Source organism: Streptodolium elevatio (genome assembly GCF_053592165.1).
In genome coordinates this window covers 67572-92926 of record NZ_JBSFVE010000018.1, presented here as the reverse complement: position 1 = coordinate 92926, position 25355 = coordinate 67572, and the positions used below count along the sequence as shown (strand labels likewise).

The window sequence follows — 25355 nt, the reverse complement described above, 5'->3', positions numbered from 1 at the left end:
CCCGTGATACGGACCCGAAGGCCCGTCCGCGCCTCTGTCAGCCGTTCTTGCCCGGCCGCGGGTCCGGCCGCTCGGTACGCAGGTCGGGCTGCGGTGCGGGCTGCTGATCGGAGGGGTGGGTGTGCTGTCGGCCGTTGGTCATTTCGGCGTCCCCGTTCCCCCGGACCTCTCGGGCCCGGGTCTCCGTGGCCGCACCCGGCCGTGCGGCTACATAGGAGACAACGACTCTACGTGCACAAGAGTTCACGCAAGAGGCATTTGGCAGTATCGATATGTGCAACTTGCGGGGGTGTAAGGTCCCTTCGCAATCAACCGGACTGTTGCTTTGTGTGATTTCACGCCACTCGCCGCTCCTTCGACTAACGCCCTCGCGACCGGGCTAGAGTGAAGGCTTCCTCGGCCCGGGCGTCCCCTCGGACGGGGTGTTCGCCGTACCTCGTAATACATCGAAAACAGTGACGGAGGGCTCGTGTCCACTGACAGCTTCGTCCACCTGCACGTACACACCGAGTACTCGATGCTCGACGGTGCGGCGAAGAACGGCAAGATGTTCGCCGAAGTGGAACGGCTCGGCATGCCGGCGGTCGCGATGTCCGACCACGGCAACATGTTCGGGGCCTTCGAGTTCTTCCAGATCTCCAAGAAGTCGCCGGTGAAGCCGATCATCGGCATCGAGGCGTACGTCGCACCGAGTTCGCGCCACAACCGCAAGCCCGAGTTCTGGGCCACCGCGGGCGCGCGCAACACCGACGACGCGAGCGGCGAGGGCGGCAAGGACGTCTCCGGCGGCGGCCGCTACACGCACATGACGATGTGGGCGGAGAACGCCCAGGGGCTGCGCAACCTGTTCCGGCTCTCCTCGCTGGCGTCCATCGAGGGCTATTACATGAAGCCCCGCATGGACCGCGAGATCATCTCGCAGTTCTCCGAGGGCATCATCGCGACGACCGGCTGTCCGTCCGGCGAGGTGCAGACGCGGCTGCGGCTCGGCCAGTTCGACGAGGCGATCGCGGCGGCGTCGGCGTACCAGGACATCTTCGGGAAGGAAAACTACTTCCTGGAGCTCATGGACCACGGGCTCGACATCGAGCGCACGGTCCGCGAGGACCTGCTGCGCATCGCCAAGCAGCTGGACATCCCGCTGCTGGCCACCAACGACTCGCACTACGTGACCGAGGACCAGGCCGACGCGCACGACAACCTGCTGTGCGTCGGCGTGGGCAAGAACAAGGACGACCCGAACCGCTTCAAGTTCAACGGCACCGGCTACTACATCAAGTCGTCCGAGGAGATGCGCTCGCTGTTCGGCGAGCTGCGCGCGGCGTGCGACAACACGCTGCTGATCGCCGAGCGCATCCAGCCGTACGACGAGGTCTTCACGTACGTCGACCAGATGCCGCAGTTCGACGTGCCCGAGGGCGAGACGCAGGCGTCCTGGCTGCGCAAGGAGTGCGAGCGCGGCCTGACCATGCGCTTCGGCCCCAACCCGAGCCAGGAGGTCCTGGACCGCCTGGAGATGGAGCTGTCGGTGATCTCGCCGCTCGGCTTCGACTCCTACTTCCTCGTGGTCGCCGACATCTGCAAGTACGCCCGCGACAACGGCATCGCGGTCGGCCCGGGGCGTGGTTCGGCGGCGGGGTCGCTGGTCGCGTACCTGACCCGCATCACCGAGCTGGACCCGCTGGAGCACGGCCTGCTGTTCGAGCGCTTCCTCAACCCGGAGCGCGTCAGCCCGCCCGACGTCGACATCGACTTCGACGACCGCCAGCGCGACCAGATGGTCCGCTACGTGTCCGACAAGTACGGCGCCGAGTACACCGCGCAGGTCAACACCTTCGGCACGATCAAGGCGAAGGCGGCGGTCAAGGACGCGTCGCGCATCCTGGGCTTCCCGTTCTCGACCGGCGACCGCATCACCAAGGCGATGCCGCCGGACGTCATGGGCAAGGGTGTTCCGCTCGCGGACCTCTTCAACCCCGAGCACCCGCGCTACAACGAGGGCATGGAGATCCGGGCGCTCTACGAGAGCGACCCGGAGGTGAAGAAGGTCGTCGACACCGGCATGGGGATCGAGGGCCTGATCCGCGGCACCGGTGTGCACGCCGCCGCGGTCATCCTGTCGCGCACGCCACTGCTCGACCTGATCCCGCTGCACCGCCGCGACAAGGACGGCGTGATCATCACGGGCTTCTCGTACCCGCAGTGCGAGGACATGGGCCTGATCAAGATGGACTTCCTGGGGCTGCGGAACCTGGGCATCATCGACCACTGCATCAAGATCATCAAGGAGAACCGCGGGGTCGACGTCAAGACCGAGGACATGCCCCTCGACGACCCCAAGACGTACGAACTCCTGGCCCGCGGCGACACCCTGGGCGTCTTCCAGCTCGACGGCGGCCCCATGCGCGCGCTGCTGAAGCTGATGAAGCCCACCGAGTTCGCCGACCTTTCGGCCGTGAGCGCGCTGTACCGCCCAGGCCCGATGGGTATGAACTCGCACATCAACTACGCGCTGCGCAAGAACGGGCAGCAGCCGATCGAGCCGATCCACCCGGAGCTGGAGGAGCCGCTCAACGAGGTCCTCGGCCCGACGTACGGCCTGATCGTCTACCAGGAGCAGGTGCAGCTGGCCGCGCGGGTGCTGGCCGGCTACACGCTCGGCGGCGCGGACCTGCTGCGCCGCGCGATGGGCAAGAAGAAGAAGGAAGTCCTGGACAAGGAGTTCATCCCGTTCCAGGAAGGCATGCGCAAGAACGGCTACTCGGACGAGGCCATCAAGGCGGTGTGGGACGTCCTGGTCCCGTTCGCCGGGTACGCGTTCAACAAGTCGCACTCGGCGGCGTACGGCCTGGTCTCGTACCACACGGCCTACCTGAAGGCGAACTACCCCGCGGAGTACATGGCCGCGCTGCTGACGTCCGTCGGCGACGACAAGGACAAGATGGGCGTCTACCTGTCCGAGACCCGCAGGATGGGCATCAAGGTGCTCTCCCCCGACGTCAACGAGTCCGCGGTCGAGTTCACCGCCGTCGGCGACGACGTGCGGTTCGGCCTGACCGCGGTGCGCAACGTGGGGGCGAACGTCGTCGAGTCGCTGATGAAGACCCGCAAGGCGAAGGGCAAGTACACCTCCTTCCAGGACTTCCTGTCGAAGGTCGAGATCACGGTGTGCAACAAGCGCACGATCGACTCGCTGATCAAGGCGGGCGCCTTCGACTCGCTCGGGCACAGCCGCAAGTCGCTGTGCGCGGTGCACGAAACCGCGGTCGACGCGGTGATCGGGCTCAAACGGCAGGAGGCGAACGGCCAGTTCGACCTGTTCGGCGGCGGCTCCGACGAGCCGGACGACAAGCCCGCCGTCGGCCTCGACTTCAAGCTGTCGGACGACGAGTGGCCGCGCAAGCAACTGCTGTCCACCGAGCGGGAGATGCTGGGCCTGTACATCTCCAGCCACCCGCTGGACGGCGCCGAGCACATCCTCGCGCGCAACCGCGACATGTCCATCGCGGACCTGGTCGGCTCGGGCCAGACCGAGGGCTTCGTGAAGCTCGCGGGCCTGATCACCGGCGTCGACCGGCGCATCAACAAGGGCGGCAACCCCTGGGCGATCGTCACGCTGTCCGACCACGACGCGTCGATCGAGGTGCTGTACTTCCCGAAGAACTACCTGCTGTTCTCGCAGGAGTTCATCGAGGACAACGCCGTCGCGATCCGCGGCCGCATCAACGAGCGCGACGGCGCCCTGTCGGTCTTCGGCGAGGAGCTCGTGCCGCTGGACATCTCCGCGGCCGAACACGGCGGCAAGCCGCCGGTGATCCTCAAGGTCCACGAGCGCCGCATCACCCCGGAGCTGGTGGGCCGGCTCAAGTCGGCCATCCTGGCGCACCCCGGCGACACCGAGGTACGCCTGCGCATGGAGAACCGCCTCGGCGGCACCACGCTGTTGCGGCTGAATCCGACCGTGGAGAACAACACCGCGTTCGCCTCGGAGATCAAGGTCCTGCTCGGACCCGATTCGTGGGTGGTATGACCCCGCCCGACGAACCAGGCGAGACGGACGAAGTACCGCTGCACGGCTACGGCGGCACGAACGACCCCTACCTCGACAACGAGGCGCACCGCATGCACGGCGTCGACATCGCCGTACAGGCCGACGCGCCGCTGTGCCTGCGCTGCGAGGGGCCCGGAATCCTGGAGGCCCGGGTCCCACACGTGTGGGACAACGGGTTCGGCGAGCCGCTGCCGTGCGTACGCGTGCTGGTCCTGTGCCCCGCGTGCGACCACGCCGATCCGGACGCCGCCGACCTGCTCGCGCTCTTCCGGGTGGACGACCGCGTCGACGGCGGGAACGCGGCGCTCTTCGCGGAACTCGCGGGCGACTGGGTGACCGCGGTGGCGGCCCGCCCGGCCGACCCGGCGACGCTCGTCGAGGCGGACTGACCGCCGGGCGGACCGCGCCGGGCCGACCGCGCCGGGCCGTCGGCGGTCCGGCCGGGGCCGGACTGACTGCTGCCTTTCCGCCACCCTCACAGCCGCCTCGACCGCCGAGTCGGCTCCCGGCGGCGGCCGATCGTCCGTCGCTTCGGCCGTCGGCCGACCGGCGATTGCCCGCCTCGTGAACACTTGGCGAGCACAACAGCCCGATTTCGATTGGAACGATTCGAGGTCGCCGAGCAGTTGTGACCGTGTCCGACCGAATTGGGTGTCGCGCCGGATGGCCCCGGGCAGCGGGAGTTGGACGTCACTCGAACGGGTGGCTAGCGTGACAAGTTCGTGATGCCGCGTTCGCCGACGCGATCGGCCGAACCGTTCACCGCAACCGAGTCTCAGGGAGAACAGCAACCGTGGACGTCTGGGAGATTCTGCGCCCACTGATCGTTCTGGTCGCGGTCCTCGTCCTCACCGGGGTCGTCTCGTGGCTGCTGGCCAGGGTGGCCCGCGAGGTGCAGACCAGAAGGCCCAGCTCCGGGCCGCTGTGGCCGATGCTGCGCAGATCCCGGGCATCGTGCGTCGTGACGCTCGCGACGGTCCTCGCGCTGCTCGCCGAGCCGGCCGCCGACCTTCCCGACGGCACGAGCGGCACCGTCCGGCACGTCCTGGTCCTGTGCGTCATCGGCGCCTGCGCCTGGCTCACGATCCACGCCGCGAACGTGCTGGTCAACACCTCGTTCGAGAAGTACGCCGCGGTCGCCACCGACGCCGGCAAGGTACGCCGCGTCCGCACCCAGATCGACCTGATCCGCCGCGTCGGCTCGGCCATCGTCGGGGTGATCGCCGTCGCGTCGATGATCATGACGTTCGACGGCATGCGTACGGTCGGCACCAGCCTGCTGGCCTCCGCCGGCCTCATCGGCGTCGTCGCCGGCCTCGCCGCGCAGAGCACCCTGGCCAACCTCTTCGCCGGACTCCAGATCGCCTTCAGCGACATGGTCCGGATCGGCGACTCGGTCGTGGTCAACAACGAGATGGGCACCGTCGAGGAGATCACGCTGACGTACCTCGTGGTCAACACGTGGGACCAGCGCCGCATCGTGATGCCCGTGTCGTACTTCACCAGCCGCCCGTTCGAGAACTGGTCGCGCACCGACACGCGGATGACCGGCACGGTCTTCCTGCACCTCGACCACTCGGCGCCGGTCCCCGAGCTGCGCGACGAGCTGCACCGCATGCTGAAGGACTCCGGCCTGTGGGACGGCCAGGGCTGGAGCCTCTACGTCACCGACACGACGCCCACCACGGTCGTGCTGCGTGCGGTGGTGACCGCGCGCGACGCCGACGACGTGTGGACGCTGCGCTGCGAGGTGCGCGAGAAGCTGCTCGACTACGTGCGCCGCAAGCACCCGTACGCGCTGCCGCGCGTGGCGACCGCCCCGGCGGCGACCGGTCCGGCGTACGGGGACGACGCCTGGGGCCACGGCCAGAACGCCGCCATCCCGGCGCAGACGGGGCCGAAACGGTTCGTCGAACTCGCGAAGAAGCCGAAGGTCGACCTGGGCAAGCCCGGGGCGGACGCGGCCGATCCGCGGCCGACCGACTCGGACCGGGCCGACGCGGCCAGGTCCGACGTGTCCATGGCCAAAGCCGGCAGCCGGGCCGGCTCCGGGATGCGCGAGCGCGAGGAAGCCGGGACGGACGCGGCCGGAATGGCCCAGGCCGACCACTCGGGGCCCGATCCCGGCAAGTGAGGGTTGCCCGCGAGGGCGGCCGGTCAGAGCGGGGTTCAGAGCGGGTTCAGAGCGGAGCCGAGCCCGGCCAACCCTCCGGGTTCGACCCGGTCTCGTAGTCGAAGGGCTCCTCGTGCCGCCACGGCCGCCCGGTCAGCTCCTCCCACGCGTCCTCCGCGACGTAGAGGAGGGCTTCCCCGTCGTACTCGGCGGCCGTGTAGCGGCAGAACTCGGACGGCTCGGCGAGCACGTGGGCGTACGCCTCCCGCCCGGCCGCGACGACACCGCACCGCGCGTACAGGAATCCGTCGGCGGACATCGGCACGGGCACGCCCTGACGATCCGTCACGTCGATGTAGGGCAGCGCCGCGAGATCGGCGCGGTCCAGTCGGTACAGCGCCTCCGCCAGGAGGTCGGCGAACCCGATGATCGCCGACTTCGAGCGGGTGGCGAGCACCTCGGTCAACCGCTCACAGGCGTCGTCGTCCGCACGACCGCCGAGCAGGTCGATGAGCTCCCAGAATTCGTCCCATCCCAACACCCGTAAATCGTCACATGCCGACGGGCGAGCCGCCTGCTACGCCGCGTTTGCATCCATCTCTTCGAGGAACGCCAGCGCCGCCGCCCACGCCCGGTCGGCCGCCTCGGCGTCGAAGTCGGGCAGGTCGGGGTCGGTGAAGACGTGCCCGGCGCCCCGATAGCGGTAGACCTCGACGTCGGCGCCCGCGGCGACCATGCGCAGGTACCAGGCGTTGAGCCAGTCCTCGGTCTCGAACGGGTCCGGGTCCGCGACGTGCAGCTGTACGGCGGACTCGGTCTCCGCCTCGTCGCGCAGGTCGGACGTGCCGTGGAACATCAGCAGGCCGCCGGCGTGCTCGTCGGCGAGCGCCAGGTTCTGGGCGAGCGAGGCGCCCATCGAGAAGCCGGAGTAGACGACGCCCTTGCCGAGCGGGGCGGCGGCCGCGACCGCGCGGCGCAGCAGCTCTTCGGTGCCGATCTCGTCCTTGATCTCCATGCCTTCCTCGACGGTGTCGACGACGCGGCCGTCATAGAGGTCGGGGGCCTCGACCTCGTGGCCCGCGGCGCGCAGGCGCTCGGCGGCGTCGAGGACGGCCGGGCGCAGTCCGTACGCGGAATGGAACAGGATGATGCGGGCCACAGGGGTCCTCGTCTCTCGGTGCTGCGATGTCGTGCGGGCGAGCGCTGGTTCGTTCGTGCGAGCTTGTACGAGTTCGTGCAGGTGTGTGCGGGTGCACGTGGGTGACGTGCGGGCGCAGTCCGCCGGTGTGCGGTGCGTGTGCCGACCCCATGATCCCCGCCCGCCCGCCGGATGGGCCACCAGGGCACCACACGACGCCGGTGTGTCAGGGCCGGGGAGTGTCAGGGCCGGGTGCGTCTCCGGAGTCGCGGGACTCCCCCGCGCCCGGTCCGCCCGATGGTCCGACCGGCGGCCGGGGCCCCACCCGTTCAGACGATCCGGCGCAGGTCGATGCGGCGCATGATGCGGTCGACGGCCACCGGGTCCTGGCCCGGCTCCGCGCGGGCGCGCTGCAGTTCCTCTCGTGACGCCTCGGCAAGTTCCTCCTCGACCCGCCGCAGCTGCCTCTTGCGGCGGCCGCTCTCGGCGAGCGCCTTGCGGGCGTCCTCCTCGTACGCGTCCGGCCGCACCCGCGCGATGATCGCCTGCTGGCGGGCGCGCAGCGTCTCGATGACCTCGTCGGGCAGTTCGCCACCGGCCTCCATCTCGCGCAGCCGGGCGAGGGCGGCTTTCGCGCAGCGCACCCGCAGGGCCTCCTCGGCGGCACCCGCCGCGTCCTCCGACTCGCGGACGCCGAGCCGCTTGACCAGCCAGGGCAGCGTCAGCCCCTGGAAGACGAGCGTCACCATCACCACCGCGAACGCGATCACGATCAGGCGGTCGCGCCCAGGGAAGGGGTCGCCCGCGTCGGTGGTACGCGGCAGGGCCAGCACCAGCGCGACGGTGGCCACGCCGCGCATGCCCGCCCACCACAGCACCGCCGTCTCGCGCGGACCGACCGGCGCGAGGTCCTTGACGTCGGGGTCGTCCTCGTCCGCCGCGCGCCGGTTGCGGCGCCGGGCCAGGACGGCGGTGGGGAAGAGCCAGACGCCGCGTACCACGATGACGGTCGCGACCACGGCCGCGGCCTCGGCGAGGACGTCGCCGGTGTCGTCGCCGAGCGCCTGCAGGACCACTCTCAGCTCCAGGCCGATGATGCCGAAGGTCAGCCCGGTGACCATGAGTTCCAGGACCGCCCAGAAGACGCCGCCGGAGACGCGGCCGATCGGCTCGTCGGGCTCGACGTTCTTCGCCCGCATGATGAGCACGTTGACGATGACCGCGAGCACGCCCGAGCCGCCGAGTTCGTCGGAGCCGATGTAGGCGACGAACGGGACGATGAACGAGCCCATCACGCGCAGGCGCTCGTCGTTCAGGTAGCGGAAGCCCCATCGGGCCACGATCGAGACGCCCCAGCCGACCGCGACCGCGACGGCGGCCGACAGGAAAAACGTGCCGACCGCCTCCCCGGCCGAGAACGAGCCGGTGACCGCCGCCGCGACCGCGACCTGGTAGAGCACGATCGCGGTCACGTCGTTGAAGAGGCCCTCGCTCTCCAGGATCGACAGCAGGCGCCGGGGCAGGCGCAGCGTCGACGCGACGGCCGACGCCGCGACCGGGTCGGGCGGGGCGACCAGCGCGCCGAGCGCCAGGGCGGCGGCGATCGGCAGGCCGGGCACGACCTGGTGGGCGACGAACGCGACCGCCGCCGTCGTGACGAAGACCAGCGCCACCGCGAGCAGCAGGATGGCCTTGGCGTTGGCGAGGAACTCGCGCCAGCTCGTCCGCCATCCGGCGGTGTGCAGCAGCGGGGGCAGCAGGAGCGGGAGCAGCATTTCCGGATCGAGCCGCAGTTCCGGCAGGCCCGGCACGACGGCGAGCAGCAGTCCGCCGATGGTGATGACGACCGGGTACGGCATCCGGATCCACGACGCCACCGGGACCGCGACGAGCGTGACCAGGAACAGCAGGAACAGGACGGTCAGCTGGTCCACGGGACTCCCCCACGCGCCGCCGGAACACGGGTGGGGTCACGCTACGCCGGAATTATCCGTTTTTGCGGGAGGCGCCCCGCACCGGCCGCGGCCGCGTCGTCGGCAGCCGACGCCGGAGCGCATGGCGGTCCGGTCGAGGGCAGTCCGGCCTACGGCAATCGGGCCGGCGGCGGTCCGATCGCCGGCGGTCGGCAGGCGGCCGCCGCAAACCTACTGCCCGTCGGAGACGCGTTCCAGCGCCCGGGCCAGGTCGTCCGGGTACGTGCTGTCGAACTCCACCCAGTCTCCGCTGCCCGGGTGCTCGAAGCCGAGGTGCACCGCGTGCAGCCACTGCCGGTCCACGCCGAGGCGCTTGGCGAGGGTGGGGTCGGCGCCGTACATCATGTCGCCCACGCACGGGTGGCGCAGCGACGACATGTGCACGCGGATCTGGTGGGTGCGCCCGGTCTCCAGCTTGATGGACAGCAGGCTCGCGGCGCGGAACGCCTCGACGGTGTCGTAGTGCGTGACGCTGGGCTTGCCGCTCGCGACGACCGCCCACTTCCAGTCGTGCTTGGGGTGCCGGTCGATCGGGGCGTCGACGGTGCCGGACAGCGGGTCGAGGTGGCCCTGCACGAGCGCGTGGTAGCGCTTGTCCACGGTGCGGTCGCGGAACTGCTGCTTGAGCAGGGTGTACGCGCGCTCCGACTTGGCCACCACCATCAGCCCGCTGGTCCCGGCGTCGAGGCGGTGCACGACGCCCTGGCGCTCGGCGGCGCCGGAGGTGGAGATGCGGTAGCCGGCGGCGGCAAGGCCGCCGACGACGGTGGTGCCCTGCCAGCCGGGGCTGGGGTGGGCGGCGACGCCGAGGGGCTTGTCGACGACGACGATGTGCTCGTCGTCGTGCACGACGGCCATGCCGGGCACCGGCTCGGCGACGATGCGTACCGGTGCGGGGGCCTCGGGCATCTCGACCTCCAGCCAGGCGCCGCCGGCCACCCGGTCGGACTTGCCCGCCGGCTTGCCGTCGACCAGCACCTTCCCGGCCGCGGCCAGTTCGGCGGCCCGGGTGCGGGAGAACCCGAACATCCGGGCGAGCGCGGCGTCGAGGCGCTCGCCTTCGAGGCCGTCGGGTACGGGCAGCGTGCGGATTTCGGGCGAGCCGGTGGAGGAGGTCACCCGTCGAGTATGCCGGGTGCGGGGATCAGTCCGTCTTCTCGCCCTGGTCACGGCGGTCGTCCCCGCGGGGATCGCCGCTCTCGGCGCCCTCCGAGGGGTCGGCGGGGTCCGCGGGTTCGGCGGGTTCGGCGCGGTCGGCGGCATCCGCCCGCTCGGACTCGTCGGCGTCCTCGGACTCGTCGCCCTCCCGCGTCCCGTCCGGCTGGAGGCCCAGGAAGGACAGCAGCACGATCAGGCAGCCGCCGACCACGATGGCCGAGTCGGCGAGGTTGAAGACCGCGAAGTGCTTGGGGGCGATGAAGTCGACGACGTGCCCGCGCAGGAACCCGGGCGAGCGCAGCAGCCGGTCGGTCAGGTTGCCGAGCGCGCCGCCGAGCAGCAGGCCGAGCGCGATCCCCCACGGGAGGCTGTAGAGCTTGCGGGCGAGCCGCAGGATCACCACGATGACCGCCGTCGCGATCAGCGTGAAGACGATCGTGTACGCCTGGCCCATGCCGAACGCCGCACCCGGGTTGCGGGTGCCGCGGAACTGGAGCCAGTCGCCGATCACGTCGATCGGCGCCTCGCCCTCCAGCTTCGCCACCACGACGAGCTTGGTGACCAGGTCGAGGGCGTAGGCGAAGGCGGCGACGCCTAGCAGGACGGCGATGCGGGGCCGGCGTACGCGCCGCGACGGCGCGGCGGAGGAGTCCGCCGCGCCGTCGTCGGAACCGGCCGGACGACCGCCCCCCGAGTCGGCGGGGCGGTCGTCGGCCGGCCCGGAGGTCGCTCCCGTGCCGCTGTCCGTGGTGCCGTCCTTCGCGATTTCCTGCCGGGTGCCCGGGCGGGCGCCCCTGTCCGTGTCCTGGGCGGCGAGGGGCGTGCTGCCGTCCCGCCGTTCCGCTCCGGTGCCGATGGCTCGCTCCGCTCCTAGGTCCAGCGCGGAGCAGCCGTCCGGGGCGGCCCGGTCGTTATCGGCGTTCCTCGCGCTCTTTGCAGGTGACACACAGGGTCGCACGCGGGAAGACCTGGAGTCGCGCCTTCCCGATGGGCGATGCGCACGACTCGCAGGCACCGTACGTGCCGTCGGCGAGCCTGCGCAGGGCCCGCTCCGACTGGCTCAGCATGCCACGGGTCTGGTTCGTCAGGGCCATCTCGTGCTCGCGCTCGAAGTTCTTGGTCCCGGCGTCCGCCTGGTCGTCGCCCGCGCCGTCGCCGGAGTCGCGCAGCATGTCGGCGATCTCGTGCTCGGCGTACTGGATCTCGCTGTTGAGCCGGGCGACCTCGTCGATGAGGCCGTCCCGCAGTTCGCGCAGCTCGTCTTCGGTCCACGGGTCCTCGCCCGGACGGACCGGGTACGTGGCCGCCTCGTGAATACCGCCCGGTGGCGGGGCGACAGCCGTGGCCGTCGCGGTACGCACCGGGGCGCCGGTGGTCGCGGCCACCGGGGCGGCCTTGGCCTTGGCCGCCGACGTGGCCGCGCGCGCCGTTGTGGAGCGGGTGCTCCTGGTCGGCCCGCCGGACGCTGCGGCGCTTCCCGCGGTCTTGGTGGACCTGGCCGTCGTTGTGCTGCGGGCCCGTCCTCCGGCCGCCTTGCCGCTTTCCGCCATGGTCACGGCCCCCTCGTTCCGTAGGGTCTTTCCGGACATACTGCACAAAATTCACAAAACAGCTCGGGAAGCTTACGCCCACCCCATGCCCCCGACAACAGGGCGCGCTGCCGGGTCCGGGGGCTTCGGCTGCCCCGGCGACCGGCAACGTAAGTCGGTTGTGCCCAGAACCGGGCGTGACTATCCCTAGTTGTGCGTGTCCGCTTCGTTACCGGATGCCGGTTGGATCGTTAGGCACCCTTGAACGCAGCGCTACCGAACGGTAACTCCACGGGAACACCGGGCCGGGCGGACCGCGGGCCGAAAGCAGGCGTACACGGGTCAGCCGCGCAGGTCGGCGAGGGCCGCGTCGAGGCCGGCCGGGGGTTCGGCGACCTCGACCACCTTGTCGCGGCTCGTCGCACCGGTCACGAGCACGATCTGACGCCGGCGTACCCCGAGCGCGTCCGCGAGCGCCTTCAACGCGGCCTCGGTGGCCTTGCCCTCGACCGCCCGCGCGTTCACCGCCACCACCAGCGCGTCACCGTGCGTGCCCCCGACAGCGGTACGCGACGCCCCGGGCTTGACGCGGATCGCGATTCGCCGCGGCTCCGGGGCGGGGACGGGGGCGGGACTCATGCCGACCATCATGCCCGCGCGGCCGCACCCTCCGGCGTGCCCCCGGGCCGCCCGGACCCGGGAAGCCCGCGAAACCCGGGGGCGGGCGGGTCGCGCGTGGCCGTAGAATTCCGGGAAGCGAGACGGTGTCGATGGGGACGAGTACGTCCGCACGCAGCCTTGAGCGATCCGGGGACGGTGGGAGCCCGGAGGTGTGCGCGGTCCGAAGATCACCCCGGAGCCGCCGGAAGAGCGGTCCCCCGTGGACCGGGTAGAACCGGCGCTCGCTGACCTCGAGAGGGTCGTGCCGCATCACCGGCACGGCCAAGAAGGGTGGTACCGCGGGGCGTTCGCCGCCTCGTCCCTTCGGCCGGCAGCTTTTCACGAGCCCGCGGAAGGAAGGCACGTATGTACCGCCCGGTACCGGCGCAGGTCGATCTGCCCGCCATGGAACACGACGTTCTCGCGTTCTGGCAGGAGCACGACATCTTCGACCGCACCCTGGAGCGCACGGCCGAGGGACCGAACTGGGTCTTCTACGAGGGCCCGCCCACCGCCAACGGCATGCCGGGCGCGCACCACATCGAGGCCCGCGTCTTCAAGGACGTGTTCCCGCGCTTCAAGACCATGAAGGGCCACCACGTCCGGCGCAAGGCCGGGTGGGACTGCCACGGTCTCCCGGTGGAGCTCGCCGTCGAGAAGGAGCTGGGCTTCTCCGGCAAGCAGGACATCGAGGCGTACGGCATCGCGGAGTTCAACGCGAAATGCCGCGAGTCGGTGCTGCGCCACGTGGACGCGTTCGAGGAACTGACCACCCGCATGGGCTACTGGGTCGACATGTCCCAGGCCTACCGCACGATGGACCCCGAGTACGTCGAGTCGGTGTGGTGGTCGCTCAAGGAGATCTTCGACAAGGGCCTGCTCGTGCAGGACTACCGCGTCGCCCCCTGGTGCCCGCGCTGCGGCACCGGACTGTCCGACCACGAGCTCGCGCAGGGCTACGAGACAGTCGTCGACCCGTCGGTGTACGTGCGCTTCCCGCTCACCTCCGGCCCGCTGGCCGACCGCGCCGACCTGCTGGTGTGGACCACCACGCCGTGGACGCTGGTCTCCAACACGGCCGCCGTCGTGCACCCCGACGTCACCTACGTCATGGCCGCCAAGGACGGCGAGCGCCCGGTCGTGGTCGCCGAGCCGCTGGTCGAGAAGGCGCTCGGCGAGGGCTGGGCGGCGACCGGCGAGCGGTTCACCGGGCGGGAGTTGGAGCGCTGGGCGTACCGCCGCCCGTTCGATCTGGTCGAGCTGGAGGGCGCCAACTTCGTGGTGCTCGCCGAGTACGTGACCACCGAGGACGGCACCGGCATCGTGCACGCGGCCCCCGCGTTCGGCGCGGAGGACCTCGCCGCGGTGCGGCCGTACGACCTGCCGGTCGTCAACCCGGTGCGCACCGACGGCACCTTCGAGGAGGGCCTGCCGCTGGTCGGCGGCGTCTTCTTCAAAAAGGCCGACGAGGCGCTGGTGGCCGACCTCCAGGCACGCGGGCTGCTGTTCCGGCACATGGAGTACGAGCACACGTACCCGCACTGCTGGCGCTGCCACACCGCGCTCATCTACTACGCGCAGCCGTCCTGGTACATCCGCACCACCGCGGTCAAGGACGCCCTGCTGCGCGAGAACGAGCGCACGAACTGGTACCCGGACACCGTCAAGCACGGCCGCTACGGCGACTGGCTGGACAACAACATCGACTGGGCGCTCTCGCGCAACCGCTACTGGGGCACGCCGCTGCCCATCTGGCGCTGCGCCGAGGGCCACCTGACGTGCGTGGGGTCGCTCGCCGAGCTGTCCGAGCTGACCGCGCGCGACGTGTCGGGCCTGGACCCGCACCGGCCGTACATCGACGAGGTCGTCTTCGGGTGCCCGGCGAAGTCGGGCGACGCGGCGTGCGGCGCCGAGGCGGTGCGCGTGCCGGAGGTGATCGACGCCTGGTACGACTCGGGTGCGATGCCGTTCGCGCAGTGGGGGTACCCGTACCGCAACCGGGAGATCTTCGAGCAGGCCTACCCCGCCCAGTTCATCAGCGAGGCGATCGACCAGACGCGCGGGTGGTTCTACACCCTCATGGCGGTCGGCACGATCGTCTTCGACCGCAACTCGTACGAGAACGTGGTCTGCCTCGGCCACATCCTCGCCGAGGACGGCCGCAAGATGTCCAAGCACCTGGGCAACATCCTGCAGCCGATCCCGCTCATGGACCAGCACGGCGCCGACGCCGTGCGCTGGTTCATGGCCGCCGGTGGATCGCCTTGGGCCGCGCGGCGCGTGGGCCACGGCACGATCCAGGAGGTCGTCCGCAAGACGCTGCTGACGTACTGGAACAGCGTCAGCTTCCAGGCGCTGTACGCCCGGACGAGCGGCTGGACGCCCTCGGCCGACGACCCGGCGCCCGCGGACCGCCCGCTGCTCGACAAGTGGCTGCTCTCCGAGCTGCACCAGCTGGTCGCCGACGTCGACGCGGCCATGGAGGCCTTCGACACCCAGCGCGCCGGCAAGGCGCTGTCGGCCTTCGTCGACGACCTGTCGAACTGGTACGTCCGCCGCTCCCGCCGCCGCTTCTGGAACGGCGACGCCGCCGCGCTCGCGACGCTGCACACCGCGCTGGAGACGGTGACGCGGCTGATGGCACCGCTCGTGCCGTTCATCACCGAGCGCGTGTGGCAGGACATCGTGCGCCCGGTCGACGCCGTCGCCCCCGAGTCGGTGCACCTGGCCGCCTGGCCGGTGTCGGACAGTGCGCTCGTCGACAAGGAACTGTCGGCGCAGATGCGGCTGGTGCGCCGCCTGGTCGAGCTGGGCCGGGCGACGCGCGCCGACTCCGGCGTCAAGATCCGCCAGCCGCTCGGCCGCGCGCTCATCGGCGCGCAGGGCTGGGACGCGTTGTCCGACGAGTTGCGCGCGCAGATCGCCGAGGAGCTGAACGTCGTCTCGCTGGCGTCCCTCTCCGACGCGGGCGGCGACCTCGTGGAGTTCTCCGCCAAGGGCAATTTCCGGGCGCTGGGCAAGCGGTTCGCGAAGGAGACGCCGAAGGTCGCGGGCGCCGTCGCGGCGGCCGACGCCGCGGAGCTGTCGGCCGCCCTCAAGGCGTCCGGCACCGCGACGGTGCTGCTGGACGGCGCGCCGGTCGAGGTCTCCGCGGACGAGGTGATCATCACCGAGACGCCGCGCGAAGGCTGGGCGGTCGCGAGCGAGGCGGGCGCGACCGTCGCCCTCGACCTGCACCTGACCGACGAGCTGCGCCTCGCGGGCACCGCCCGCGAGGCGATCCGGCTGATCCAGGAGGCCCGCAAGACGTCGGGCTTCGACGTCGCCGACCGCATCGCGGTCTGGTGGAGCGCGGACACGAGCGAGCACACCCGGTCGGCGCTGCTGGCCCACGGCCCGCAGATCGCCGAGGAGGTGCTCGCGCTGCAGTTCGCCGAGGGTGCCCCGGAGGACGAGGAGCTGCCGCTGCACGGCGACGAGAACCTCGGCCTGCGCTTCTGGCTGCGCCGGATCACCTGATCACTCGATCACCTGATCCGTCGATCGCATGATCGCCTGATCAGGCGATCGCTCGATCCGGAACCTCGCCATGCGGTGGGGTACGACCAAGCTCCGTACCCCACCGCATGACTGCCCCAGAACCCTGGTATTTCGGACCTTTACTCCATTTCTCCGGCGAAGTGCCTATGCTGGCCGGTTATGACCGCTATACCGCCTCAGAGCCGGAGCTCGGCACGCGTGGAGATCGCACGCCTGTGCGGCTCCGGGCTAGACGGCGACCGGCTGCTCGCGGAGGTCACCACCCGGCTGCGCGAGGTCGTGCCGTTCGACGGCTGCTTCATCTCCTCGACCGACCCCGACACGTTGATGTGCACGCATCACGCGGTGGCCGACGGCCTTCCCCCCTGGGTGTGCGGCCCGTTCTTCCACAACGAGTTCCTCGACAACGACTTCAACAAGTTCGCCGACCTGGCCCGCATGCCGACGGGTGTGCGTACGCTCGGCGAGGCCACCGACGGACACCTCGGCCGCAGCGCCCGCTACATCGACATCAACTCGGGGCTCGGTTTCGGCCACGAGGCGCGCGTCGCCTTCTCGGTCGGCGACCGCACCTGGGCCGTCGGCAACTTGCTGCGCGAGAAGGGCAGCAGCGACTTCACCGAGGCGGAGCGGCAGTTCCTCGCCCTGGTCTCGGAGGACGTGGCACGCGGCATGCGGGCCGCGGTGCTCGGCGAGCGCGAGCCCGAGGTCCTGGCTCCCGACAGCCTTCCCGCCGGCCCCGGTGTCGTCGTCTTCGACGCCGAAGGGCGCCTGATCAGCGCGACCGACGAGGCCGCGGCGTGCCTGCGGAGCATCGACCCGCGTACGCCGACCGCCGGTGCCGCGACGCCCTTCGGGTTCCCGCTGCCGCTCGCGGCGTCCATGCTCGTCGCCCGGGCCCGGGCACACGCGGCGGGGCGCGGCGCACCCCCGGCGAGCGTTCGGCTGCGCACCCGCAACGGTGCGGGGCTGCGACTCCAGGCGGCGTGCACCCGGACCCCCGACGGCGCTCCCGGCGGTACGGCGCTGACCATCGCACCGTCCGCGGCCGCGGAGCTCGCGCCGACGGCCGTGGGGACGTACGACCTGTCGCAGAGCGAGCAGGCCGTGACCGCGTACCTGGCACGGGGGTTCGCGCCCGCCGACATAGCGGCCAGACTCGGCCTCGCCGCGGAGACGGTCGACCTGGACGTGCGGAGCGTGCTGCACAAGACCGGCTCGGCCAACCGCGGCCAGCTCACCTCGCGCATCTTCACCGACCACTACTACCCGGCTCACAATGCGGGCTGCCGTCCGCTGGTCGCAGCGTAGGCAGCCCGCGAAGTCACCGGGACCGGCGGGTCGTTCGCACCGGGCGGCCGGCCACGGGGTGGTGATCGCGAAGTCCTCGTCGAAGGTGTCGAGGTAGTCCGGCGAACCGCTGGAGCGGTTCGACGGTGCCACTGGCGGGCTTGATCTGCCCGGCCGCGCACGGCTGCTCGACCGTGGCCCGACCGGTCACCAGGCTGTCGAACGCCCCGCGGCCGAGCAGGTGGACGGCGTCCTTCCCGACTGATCCTTTCGGTACTTCTCCGCCCGGACGGATAGCGCCGACCACCCGCCCAGGACGGTCGCATCGGCCCGCGACCCGGACGCGCCCACCGGATCTGGCAGGCGCCGCCTCCTGGTGCCGCCCCGCTTTCGGAGACCTGCCCGCGGTTCACTCGAAGGTGTGGGTCAATTTGTTGCTAAACGCGCCGAGGCCCGCCCCTTGGCAAGGGCGGGCCTCGGCGTATCTGCGGATGTCGACCGGGGTCGGGCGGCGAAGCCGTCGTCAGGTCTGACGGTGACTCAGTTGTCGCCGTCCTCGTCGATCAGGAAGCCGCGCATCGGCGTGGCCTGCTGCATCGGCTGCGGCTGCGGCGCCTGCGGGCGGACCGGAGCCATCTGCTGGGTCATCGGCTGGCTCATGGCGGGCGCCATCTGCTGGCCGATCGACGGCGTCATGGCCGGCGTCATCGACGACGGGACCGGCGACGACGACATCGCGGGCGGCAGCGAAGCGGTGGCCGGGGTACGCGGCGGGGCGAGCGAGTCGTCCGCCTGCGACTCCAACTGCCGCAACTGGCTGTCGAGGTACGACTTGAGCCGCGTGCGGTACTCACGCTCGAACGCGCGCAGGTCGTCGACCTTGCGCTCGAGGGTGGCACGCGCGCTCTCCAGCGAGCCCATCGCGACGCGGTGCTTCTCCTGCGCGTCCCGCTCCAGCGCGTCGGCCTTCGAGCGCGCGTCGCGCTCCATGCCCTCGGCGCGGGTGCGTGCCTCACCGACGATCTTGTTCGCCTCGGAACGCGCCTCGGCGATCGCCTGGTCCGCGGTCTGCTGCGCGAGCGCGAGCACGCGGGCCGCGCTGTCGCCGCCCGGGCTCTGCATCTGGCCGCCGCCGAGCTGCGGCGGGCCGCCCATCTGGCCCTGCTGCTGCATCTGGTGCTGCTGCGGCTGGAGCTGCCCGCCCATGTGCTGGCCCTGCATCTGCTGCTGGCCGGGGAACTGCCCGCCCTGCAACTGGTGCTGCTGCGGCTGCCCCTGCATACCGCCCGGGCCCAGCTGCGGCTGTCCCTGCATACCGCCGGGGCCAAGCTGGGGCTGGCCCTGCATCGGGTGCTGCTGGGGACCGCCGTGCATCTGCTGTGGGCCGCCCATCTGCTGCTGCGGGGGCGGCGGAACCGGGGTGGGCCCGGATATGGCAGCCGGAACAGGGGCGTCGGGGCGTTCACGCTCCTTTCGCTGCTGCGCCTGCTGCTGACTCTGCGCGGCAGCGCGCGTCGCGGCTGCGAGTTTGGCCCGCAGGTCTTCGTTCTCGCGAAGCAGGCGGGTCAGTTCCGCCTCGACCTCGTCGAGGAACGCATCGACCTCGTCCTCGTCATAGCCCTCGCGGAGACGGACGGTCGTGAACTGCTTGTTACGCACGTCCTCGGGGGTCAACGGCATTTCTTCACCTCAACGTGATCGTCGGCATCCGGACAGACCGTACCGCTTACAGCCTGCCCACGACGGAGATCAGGATGTAGACGATGATGATCAGTACGAAGAAGGACAGGTCGAGCGCTACGCCCCCGAGGCGCAGGGGAGGAATGAACCTGCGCAGCAGCTTGAGCGGCGGATCCGTGACGGAGTAGGTCGCCTCCAAGATGACGACCATGGCCCCTCGGGGTTCGTAGGACCGTGCGAACTGAAACACGTAGTCCATCACCAAGCGGAAGATCAGCAGGAACAGAAAGCAGTACAGGACGATGGTCAATACCTCGCCCGCGACGCTCATGCCTCTGCCCCCTCATACGCGTTCCCGGGAGACCCGGTTCCTCTCCTCAGTTCTCGCACCCCTCTGACATCAACCAGGGTTTCAGCTCTGGTTGAAGAACCCGCCCTCAGCGATGCGGGCCTTGTCCTCTGCTGTCACGTCGACGTTAGCAGGCGACAGCAGGAAGACTTTCTGGGTCACCCGCTCGATGCTGCCGTGAAGACCGAAGACGAGTCCGGCGGCGAAGTCGACGAGTCGCTTCGCGTCGGTGTCCTCCATCTCGGTCAGGTTCATGATGACCGGTGTGCCTTCACGGAAGTGCTCACCGATCGTACGGGCTTCGTTGTAGGTACGGGGGTGCAGCGTCGTGATGCGGTAGGGCTCACGCTCGCTGACGACTTTGTGTACGGTCACCGGTGCACTGCTCTCGGGGCGGCGGTCGGGGATGGTCGACACGGTTGCCCGGTGCTCGTCGAGGCCGCGCTCGACGTGCAGTGCGGGCACGGGCCGGGGGAGCTCTTCACGGCGTTCGCGGGTTTCGCGAGGTGGTTCGCGGAGTTCCTCCCGCCGCTCCTCGCGGCGCTCCGGACGAGGCTGCTCGGAGCCCCGTTCGGCACGGCCGTCCGGGCCGATGTCGTCCTCATCGTAGTCGTCGTACTCGTAGACATCGTCCTCCACGAGGCCGAGGTAGACCGCCATCTTGCGCATCGCGCCGGCCATAGTCAGGGTCCTCCATGGTGGATCGGCTGTGGGTCACCGTGGGTCGTGCGATCCACTTCATGGCGACGCTACCGGAGCAAGCGTCTGACGCCGAGCACCGCAGTACCGACGCGTACATGTGTCGCTCCGGCCCCGACGGCCTGCTCGAGGTCGTTGCTCATCCCCGCCGAAACCATGGTTGCAGCCGGATGCGCTTCGCGCAGGCGGGTTGACATTTCCGCCAAGGCCTCGAACGCGCGGGCGGGTTCGGCGCCGAGCGGAGCGACCGCCATGAGCCCGCCGAGCCGCAGGCGGGGTGCCTCGGCGATGGCGTCGGCGAGCGCCGGTACGTCGGCCGCGAGCGCTCCCCCGCGCCCCGCGTCGCCGTCCAGGCTCACCTGAATCAGGCAGGTCAACTCCCGTTCGCGGCGGGCCGCGCCGACGGCCAGGGCGGCGACCAGGCGGGTCCGGTCGACCGAGTGCACGACGTCGGCGTACGCGGCCACCGAACGCGCCTTGTTGGTCTGGAGCTGGCCGATGTAGTGCCAGGTCAGATCAAGGTCCTTGCAGGCCTCGGCCTTTGGCGCGGCCTCCTGGTCGCGGTTCTCCCCCACATCGCGCACCCCGAGGCCAGCGAGCAGCCGTACGTCCGAGGCGGGGTAGGTCTTGGTCACCACGATCAGGTCCACCGCGTCGCGCGCGCGGCCCTCCGCGTCACATGCCGCGTCGATGCGCGCCCGCACCTCGCCGAGGTTGCTTGCGAGTTCCTCGCGGCGGGCGGCAAGTGCCGCGGGACCGGGGCCGTCTGTGGATTCCGAACTCATGTGCCCATCGTCCCCGAGGGTCGTCAAGCCGTCGGTGCCGGGGTTGTGGCCAGCCACACGTATCCGGCGATGCGCCCGGTCTTGCCGTCGCGGCGGTAGGAGAAGTGGTCGGCGGACTCACGCGTACACATGTGCGATTTCTCACCGGCGGGCACGCCCGCGTCCGCGAGTTGCGACCAGACGCCGGCCACGATGTCGAGGGCCGAAGTGCCTTGCCTCGTCCGCGAACGGGACGCCGGCACCCGGGCCGCCACCTCGTCGCACATCGCGTCGGGGACTTCGTAGCAGGGGCCGCAGACCGCGGGGCCGGTCTTGGCGACGATGCGTTCCGGGCGGGCGCCGAGTGCCGCCATCGCCTCGATGGTGGCGGGAATCACCCCGGCGTACAGGCCCGGACGGCCCGCGTGGGCGGCGGCGACGACCCCGGCGACCGGATCGGCGAGGAGTGCGGGCGTGCAGTCGGCCACCAGAACGGCCAGTGCGAGCCCGGGGGTTCGGGTGACCACGGCGTCCGCCTCGGGCGCCGCGCCGGGCCAGGGGCCGTCGACGGTGGCCACGTCGCGGCCGTGCACCTGGTTCATCCAGACGACCCGCCCGGCGTCGAACCCCAGCGCCTCCGCGACGCGGGCGCGATTGCCGTGCACGGTCCGGGAGTCGTCGCCGACGTGGCCGCCGAGGTTGAGGCTGTCGTACGGCGCCGCACCGGCCCCGCCGTGCCGGTCGGTGAACGCGAAGCCGACGCCGTGTTCCACGGTCCGCAAGGTGAACAAGGCGACTCCCACGGGACGAAGGGGGCACGGCACGGATACGGCGACGATGTAGGACGGATGCGGAACGGATGCGGGACCGGTACGGGACGGATTCGCCGGACGCGGCCGCGGCCACCGCACCGGATTCCGGCGGCCGGACGGCGCACGGGCCCCTACCCCGAGGGGTAAGGGCCCGTGACGACCGACTACTTCATGAAGGGCGGGACGTCCAGGTCGATGTCCTCGCGCACCGGTTCGGGGACCAGCGGGGTGCGCGGCGGCGGCGGGTACTGCCCGCCGGCCGGGCTGTCCACCGGACCGAGGACGCTCTGCCCGCCGGGCGCCGGGGTGCGCGGCGGCTCGGGGGCGCGCTGCGGCGGCTGCTGCTCGGCCGGGCGGTTCACCTTGCCCAACTCGCTCTTGGACGGCGGCTGCCCGCCGTCGAACCCGGCCGCGATGACGGTGACGCGGACCTCGTCGCCGAGCGCGTCGTCGATCACCGCACCGAAGATGATGTTGGCCTCGGGGTGCGCGGCCTCGCTCACCAGCTGCGCGGCCTCGTTGATCTCGAACAGGCCGAGGTCCGAGCCGCCGGAGATGGACAGCAGGACGCCGCGGGCGCCGTCGATGGACGCCTCGAGCAGCGGGCTGGAGATCGCCATCTCCGCCGCCGCCACCGCGCGGTCGTCGCCGCGCGCGGAGCCGATGCCCATGAGCGCGGAACCGGCCTCCGACATCACGGACTTGACGTCCGCGAAGTCCAGGTTGATGAGGCCCGGCGTGGTGATGAGGTCGGTGATGCCCTGGACACCGGACAGCAGGACCTGGTCGGCGGAGCGGAACGCGTCGAGAACGCTGACCTGGCGGTCGGAGATCGACAGCAGACGGTCGTTCGGGATGACGATCAGGGTGTCGACCTCGTCGCGCAGCTGCGCGATGCCGTCCTCGGCCTGGTTGGCGCGGCGGCGTCCCTCGAAGGTGAACGGGCGCGTGACGACGCCGATGGTCAGGGCACCGAGGTTGCGCGCGATGTTCGCGACGACCGGTGCGCCGCCCGTACCGGTGCCGCCGCCCTCGCCCGCGGTCACGAAGACCATGTCGGCCCCCTTGAGGACCTCCTCGATCTCCTCGCGGTGGTCCTCGGCGGCCTTGCGGCCCACCTCGGGATTGGCCCCCGCGCCGAGTCCGCGCGTCAGTTCGCGGCCGACGTCGAGCTTGACGTCGGCGTCGCTCATGAGCAGCGCCTGCGCATCGGTGTTGATCGCGATGAACTCGACGCCCTTGAGACCGACCTCGATCATGCGGTTGATGGCGTTGACACCGCCACCGCCGATGCCTACGACTTTGATGACTGCGAGGTAGTTCTGGGGTGCTGCCACGCCGAAGGCCTCTCGCCTCGAGTTCCGGTCGACACGCCGTGGTGCGGCGTGCCGACATTGCCGACCAGGGGAAGTCTCGGGACTCGGCTCGTGATGAGCCCCCGAACCCTCACCCTCAGGTATAGAGTTAGGGCCTGCGCCATACGAAAACCGCGTCAACCTGGGGCTACGCAGGACACTAGGTGCCGGAAGGGCCCGGTTCAACGAACACGCCGAGCCATCCCCCCTTCTTTTTGCCGTGGTGTTTTTATCGCATCGCCGCGCCCCCGGCTCACGGCGACCCCGTACCGGGCTCACGGCCGGTCCCCCACGGACCTGCCGCCGACCCCCGAACGGACCCTTACAGCGGGGTGTTCCGAGTCGCAGGCGCCTCGGGGACGCTGACGTCGTACACCTTCGCCTTGAGCTTCATCAGGGCGACCAGCACCTCGGCCTTGCGCGGGGAGTCCCCCGCGCCGCCCCACATCACCAGGACCCCGTCGTCCAGGGTCATGACGATGTCGTCCCTCGTCCGCGCGGTGATGTCGCGGACCCGGGGGGCGACGGTGGGCGGCAGCGCGCCGATGACCTCCACGACCCCGCGCAGTGTCCTGTCGTCCACGGTGGCGGGATCCGCCTTGATCACCGGTACCCCTTGCGGCACCGCGTCCACCGTACCGAACCGTACGCCGGTTTTGTCGATTTCCGCGAAACGCCCGGAATCCGGCATCACCGCGGCGACTTGACGTTCCGTCACCCGGATCTTGACGGTGTGCGGCCAGTCGCGCGTCACGCTCACCGACGCGACGCGCGGAAGCGCCGCGACCCGCCGCTCGATCGCGCCCAGGTCGACACGCGCGAGCGGCTTGCCGACCGGGACCTTTGCCGCGTCGGTGATCTGCGCCGGGGTGAGCACCGCCGTGCCGCGGACCGACACCTTCTCGGTGTCGAACAGCGGCGAGTACATGACGGTGCCCCACACACCGCCCGCGAGCACGAGCACGACGATGATGACGATCGCCGGCCTGAGGTTCGTCCACCGGCGCCCCGTGCGGGACTTGCCCGGCCCGGCGGGCCGGGGCGGCCGGGCGGCACCGGGCGCCCGCTGCCGTCCCGGTCGTTCCACCGTGGCCTGACGGTCCCTCACGTCCTGCGTGTCTCCTCGGGCTGGGTCTCCTCGACTGCGCGCGAATGTCAGGTACGCGCCGCCGCGATCGCTTCGTGCACCATGCGCACCAGAGTCTCGTCGGCGTCCCGGCGGCCGAACTCGGCCGCCGCGCGCCCCATGGTGTACAGGCGCCCTGGGTCGGTGAGCACCGGCAGCACGTTCGCGGTGATCCACTCCGGGGTCAGGTCGGCGTCGTCGACCAGGAGGCCGCCGCCCGCCTTGACCACGGGCTGGGCGTTCAGCCGCTGTTCGCCGTTGCCGATCGGCAGCGGCACGTAGGCTGCGGGCAGCCCGACGGCCGACAGCTCGGCGCAGGTCATCGCGCCCGCGCGGCACAACACCATGTCGGCCGCGGCGTACGCGAGGTCCATCCTCTCCACGTACGGCAGCACGACGTACGGCGGCGCGCCGGGCGGCGGTGTGATCGTCAGCTCGTTGTTCGGCCCCGCCGCGTGCAGCACCTGCACGCCGGACGCGAGCAGCTGCTCGGCGGTCGCGGACAGCGTCTCGTTGAGCCGCCGCGCGCCCTGCGACCCGCCGAACACCAGCAGCGTCGGACGCATCGGGTCGAGCCCGAACGCGGCACGGGCCTTCTCGCGCTCTGCCTCGCGGTCGAGCGTGGAGATCGCGCGGCGCAGCGGGATGCCGATGTAGCGGGCGTTGCGCAGCTTGCTGTCCGGGGTGCTGACCGCGACGAACTGCGTGTAGCGCGCCCCGATCTTGTTGGCCAGGCCGGGCCGCGCGTTGGCCTCGTGCACGACGATCGGGACGCCCTGGCGCTTGGCGGCGAGGTATCCCGGCAGCGCGACGTACCCGCCGAAGCCGACCACGACCGACGCGCGCGTGCGCTCCAGCACCGCGGCGGCCTCGCGGATCGTGCCGCGCAGACGACCGGGGACGGTCATCAGCTCGGGGGTTGGCTTGCGCGGCAACGGGACCGCCGGGATCAGCGCGAGCTCGTAGCCGCGGGCCGGGACGAGCTTCGTCTCCAGGCCTTTGGACGTGCCCAGCGCGGTGATGCCCACATCGGGGTTCTCGCGCCGCAACGCATCAGCGAGGGCGAGGGCCGGCTCGATGTGCCCGGCGGTTCCACCGCCGGCGAGGACGACATGCAC

General features: G+C 70.9%; 19 protein-coding genes and 1 pseudogene. 5 read left to right on the top strand and 15 right to left on the bottom strand.

Annotated features, from left to right (window positions below; translation table 11 throughout):
• Positions 1-469: 469 nt before the first annotated feature.
• The 3 genes from dnaE to ACWD12_RS29010 all read left to right on the top strand — a co-directional run bounded on the left by dnaE (position 470) and on the right by ACWD12_RS29010 (position 6185).
• Positions 470-4030: a DNA polymerase III subunit alpha gene (gene dnaE, locus ACWD12_RS29020; protein ID WP_358353128.1), complete on the top strand. Its 3561-nt coding sequence runs from the start codon at positions 470-472 to the stop codon at positions 4028-4030.
• Positions 4027-4440, top strand: coding sequence for a DUF6300 family protein (locus ACWD12_RS29015; RefSeq protein ID WP_358353126.1), 414 nt, complete (start codon positions 4027-4029; stop codon positions 4438-4440). Before dnaE ends, ACWD12_RS29015 begins: the two co-directional genes overlap by 4 nt.
• A 404-nt stretch (positions 4441-4844) precedes the next feature.
• On the top strand, positions 4845-6185 hold the full coding sequence (locus ACWD12_RS29010; protein ID WP_450102052.1) for a mechanosensitive ion channel family protein: 1341 nt from the start codon (positions 4845-4847) through the stop codon (positions 6183-6185).
• Positions 6186-6231: 46 nt separating this feature from the next.
• Here ACWD12_RS29010 and ACWD12_RS29005 read toward each other — a convergent pair whose 3' ends face one another.
• The 7 genes and pseudogenes from ACWD12_RS29005 to ACWD12_RS28975 all read right to left on the bottom strand — a co-directional run bounded on the left by ACWD12_RS29005 (position 6232) and on the right by ACWD12_RS28975 (position 12601).
• Positions 6232-6705, bottom strand: coding sequence for a DUF4240 domain-containing protein (locus ACWD12_RS29005; protein ID WP_358353122.1), 474 nt, complete (start codon positions 6703-6705; stop codon positions 6232-6234).
• Positions 6706-6741: 36 nt separating this feature from the next.
• Positions 6742-7323, bottom strand: a complete 582-nt coding sequence (locus ACWD12_RS29000) for a dienelactone hydrolase family protein (protein WP_358353121.1) — start codon at positions 7321-7323, stop codon at positions 6742-6744.
• Between the two features lie 308 nt (positions 7324-7631).
• Positions 7632-9236 (bottom strand): Na+/H+ antiporter, encoded by a 1605-nt coding sequence (locus ACWD12_RS28995; RefSeq protein ID WP_450102051.1) that lies wholly within the window; start codon positions 9234-9236, stop codon positions 7632-7634.
• 210 nt (positions 9237-9446) lie between these two features.
• Positions 9447-10394, bottom strand: coding sequence for an RluA family pseudouridine synthase (locus ACWD12_RS28990; RefSeq protein WP_358353118.1), 948 nt, complete (start codon positions 10392-10394; stop codon positions 9447-9449).
• 178 nt (positions 10395-10572) lie between these two features.
• Positions 10573-11199: pseudogene (lspA, locus tag ACWD12_RS28985) on the bottom strand (signal peptidase II); the annotation flags it as partial.
• A 145-nt stretch (positions 11200-11344) separates the two neighbouring features.
• Positions 11345-11983: a TraR/DksA family transcriptional regulator gene (locus ACWD12_RS28980; protein ID WP_358353226.1), complete on the bottom strand. Its 639-nt coding sequence runs from the start codon at positions 11981-11983 to the stop codon at positions 11345-11347.
• Positions 11984-12304: 321 nt separating this feature from the next.
• On the bottom strand, positions 12305-12601 hold the full coding sequence (locus tag ACWD12_RS28975; protein ID WP_450102050.1) for a DUF167 domain-containing protein: 297 nt from the start codon (positions 12599-12601) through the stop codon (positions 12305-12307).
• 387 nt (positions 12602-12988) lie between these two features.
• Here ACWD12_RS28975 and ileS point away from each other — a divergent pair, with 387 nt between their 5' ends.
• Together ileS and ACWD12_RS28965 are read left to right on the top strand one after the other, a co-directional pair.
• Positions 12989-16141, top strand: coding sequence for an isoleucine--tRNA ligase (ileS, locus tag ACWD12_RS28970; protein ID WP_450102049.1), 3153 nt, complete (start codon positions 12989-12991; stop codon positions 16139-16141).
• 219 nt (positions 16142-16360) lie between these two features.
• The gene (locus ACWD12_RS28965; RefSeq protein ID WP_450102048.1) at positions 16361-17473 is read left to right on the top strand and encodes a helix-turn-helix transcriptional regulator; all 1113 of its coding nucleotides are present in this window, start codon (positions 16361-16363) and stop codon (positions 17471-17473) included.
• A gap of 519 nt (positions 17474-17992) precedes the next feature.
• Here ACWD12_RS28965 and ACWD12_RS28960 read toward each other — a convergent pair.
• From ACWD12_RS28960 to murG, 8 genes are all read right to left on the bottom strand, one after another.
• Positions 17993-19132 (bottom strand): DivIVA domain-containing protein, encoded by a 1140-nt coding sequence (locus ACWD12_RS28960; RefSeq protein ID WP_358353111.1) that lies wholly within the window; start codon positions 19130-19132, stop codon positions 17993-17995.
• 46 nt (positions 19133-19178) lie between these two features.
• Positions 19179-19463: a YggT family protein gene (locus ACWD12_RS28955; RefSeq protein ID WP_358353109.1), complete on the bottom strand. Its 285-nt coding sequence runs from the start codon at positions 19461-19463 to the stop codon at positions 19179-19181.
• A gap of 81 nt (positions 19464-19544) precedes the next feature.
• Positions 19545-20162 (bottom strand): cell division protein SepF, encoded by a 618-nt coding sequence (locus ACWD12_RS28950; RefSeq protein ID WP_450102047.1) that lies wholly within the window; start codon positions 20160-20162, stop codon positions 19545-19547.
• Between the two features lie 68 nt (positions 20163-20230).
• Positions 20231-20965 (bottom strand): YggS family pyridoxal phosphate-dependent enzyme, encoded by a 735-nt coding sequence (locus ACWD12_RS28945; RefSeq protein ID WP_450102046.1) that lies wholly within the window; start codon positions 20963-20965, stop codon positions 20231-20233.
• 23 nt (positions 20966-20988) lie between these two features.
• A complete protein-coding gene (gene pgeF / locus ACWD12_RS28940) occupies positions 20989-21735 on the bottom strand; it encodes a peptidoglycan editing factor PgeF (RefSeq protein ID WP_450102045.1) in 747 nt (248 codons plus the stop codon).
• 185 nt (positions 21736-21920) lie between these two features.
• The gene (gene ftsZ / locus ACWD12_RS28935) at positions 21921-23093 is read right to left on the bottom strand and encodes a cell division protein FtsZ (protein ID WP_450102044.1); all 1173 of its coding nucleotides are present in this window, start codon (positions 23091-23093) and stop codon (positions 21921-21923) included.
• Between the two features lie 340 nt (positions 23094-23433).
• Positions 23434-24219 carry a cell division protein FtsQ/DivIB gene (locus ACWD12_RS28930; protein ID WP_358350605.1) on the bottom strand — a complete coding sequence of 262 codons (786 nt, stop codon included), beginning with the start codon at positions 24217-24219 and terminating at the stop codon, positions 23434-23436.
• A 47-nt stretch (positions 24220-24266) separates the two neighbouring features.
• Positions 24267-25355, bottom strand: a complete 1089-nt coding sequence (gene murG / locus ACWD12_RS28925) for an undecaprenyldiphospho-muramoylpentapeptide beta-N-acetylglucosaminyltransferase (protein ID WP_450102104.1) — start codon at positions 25353-25355, stop codon at positions 24267-24269.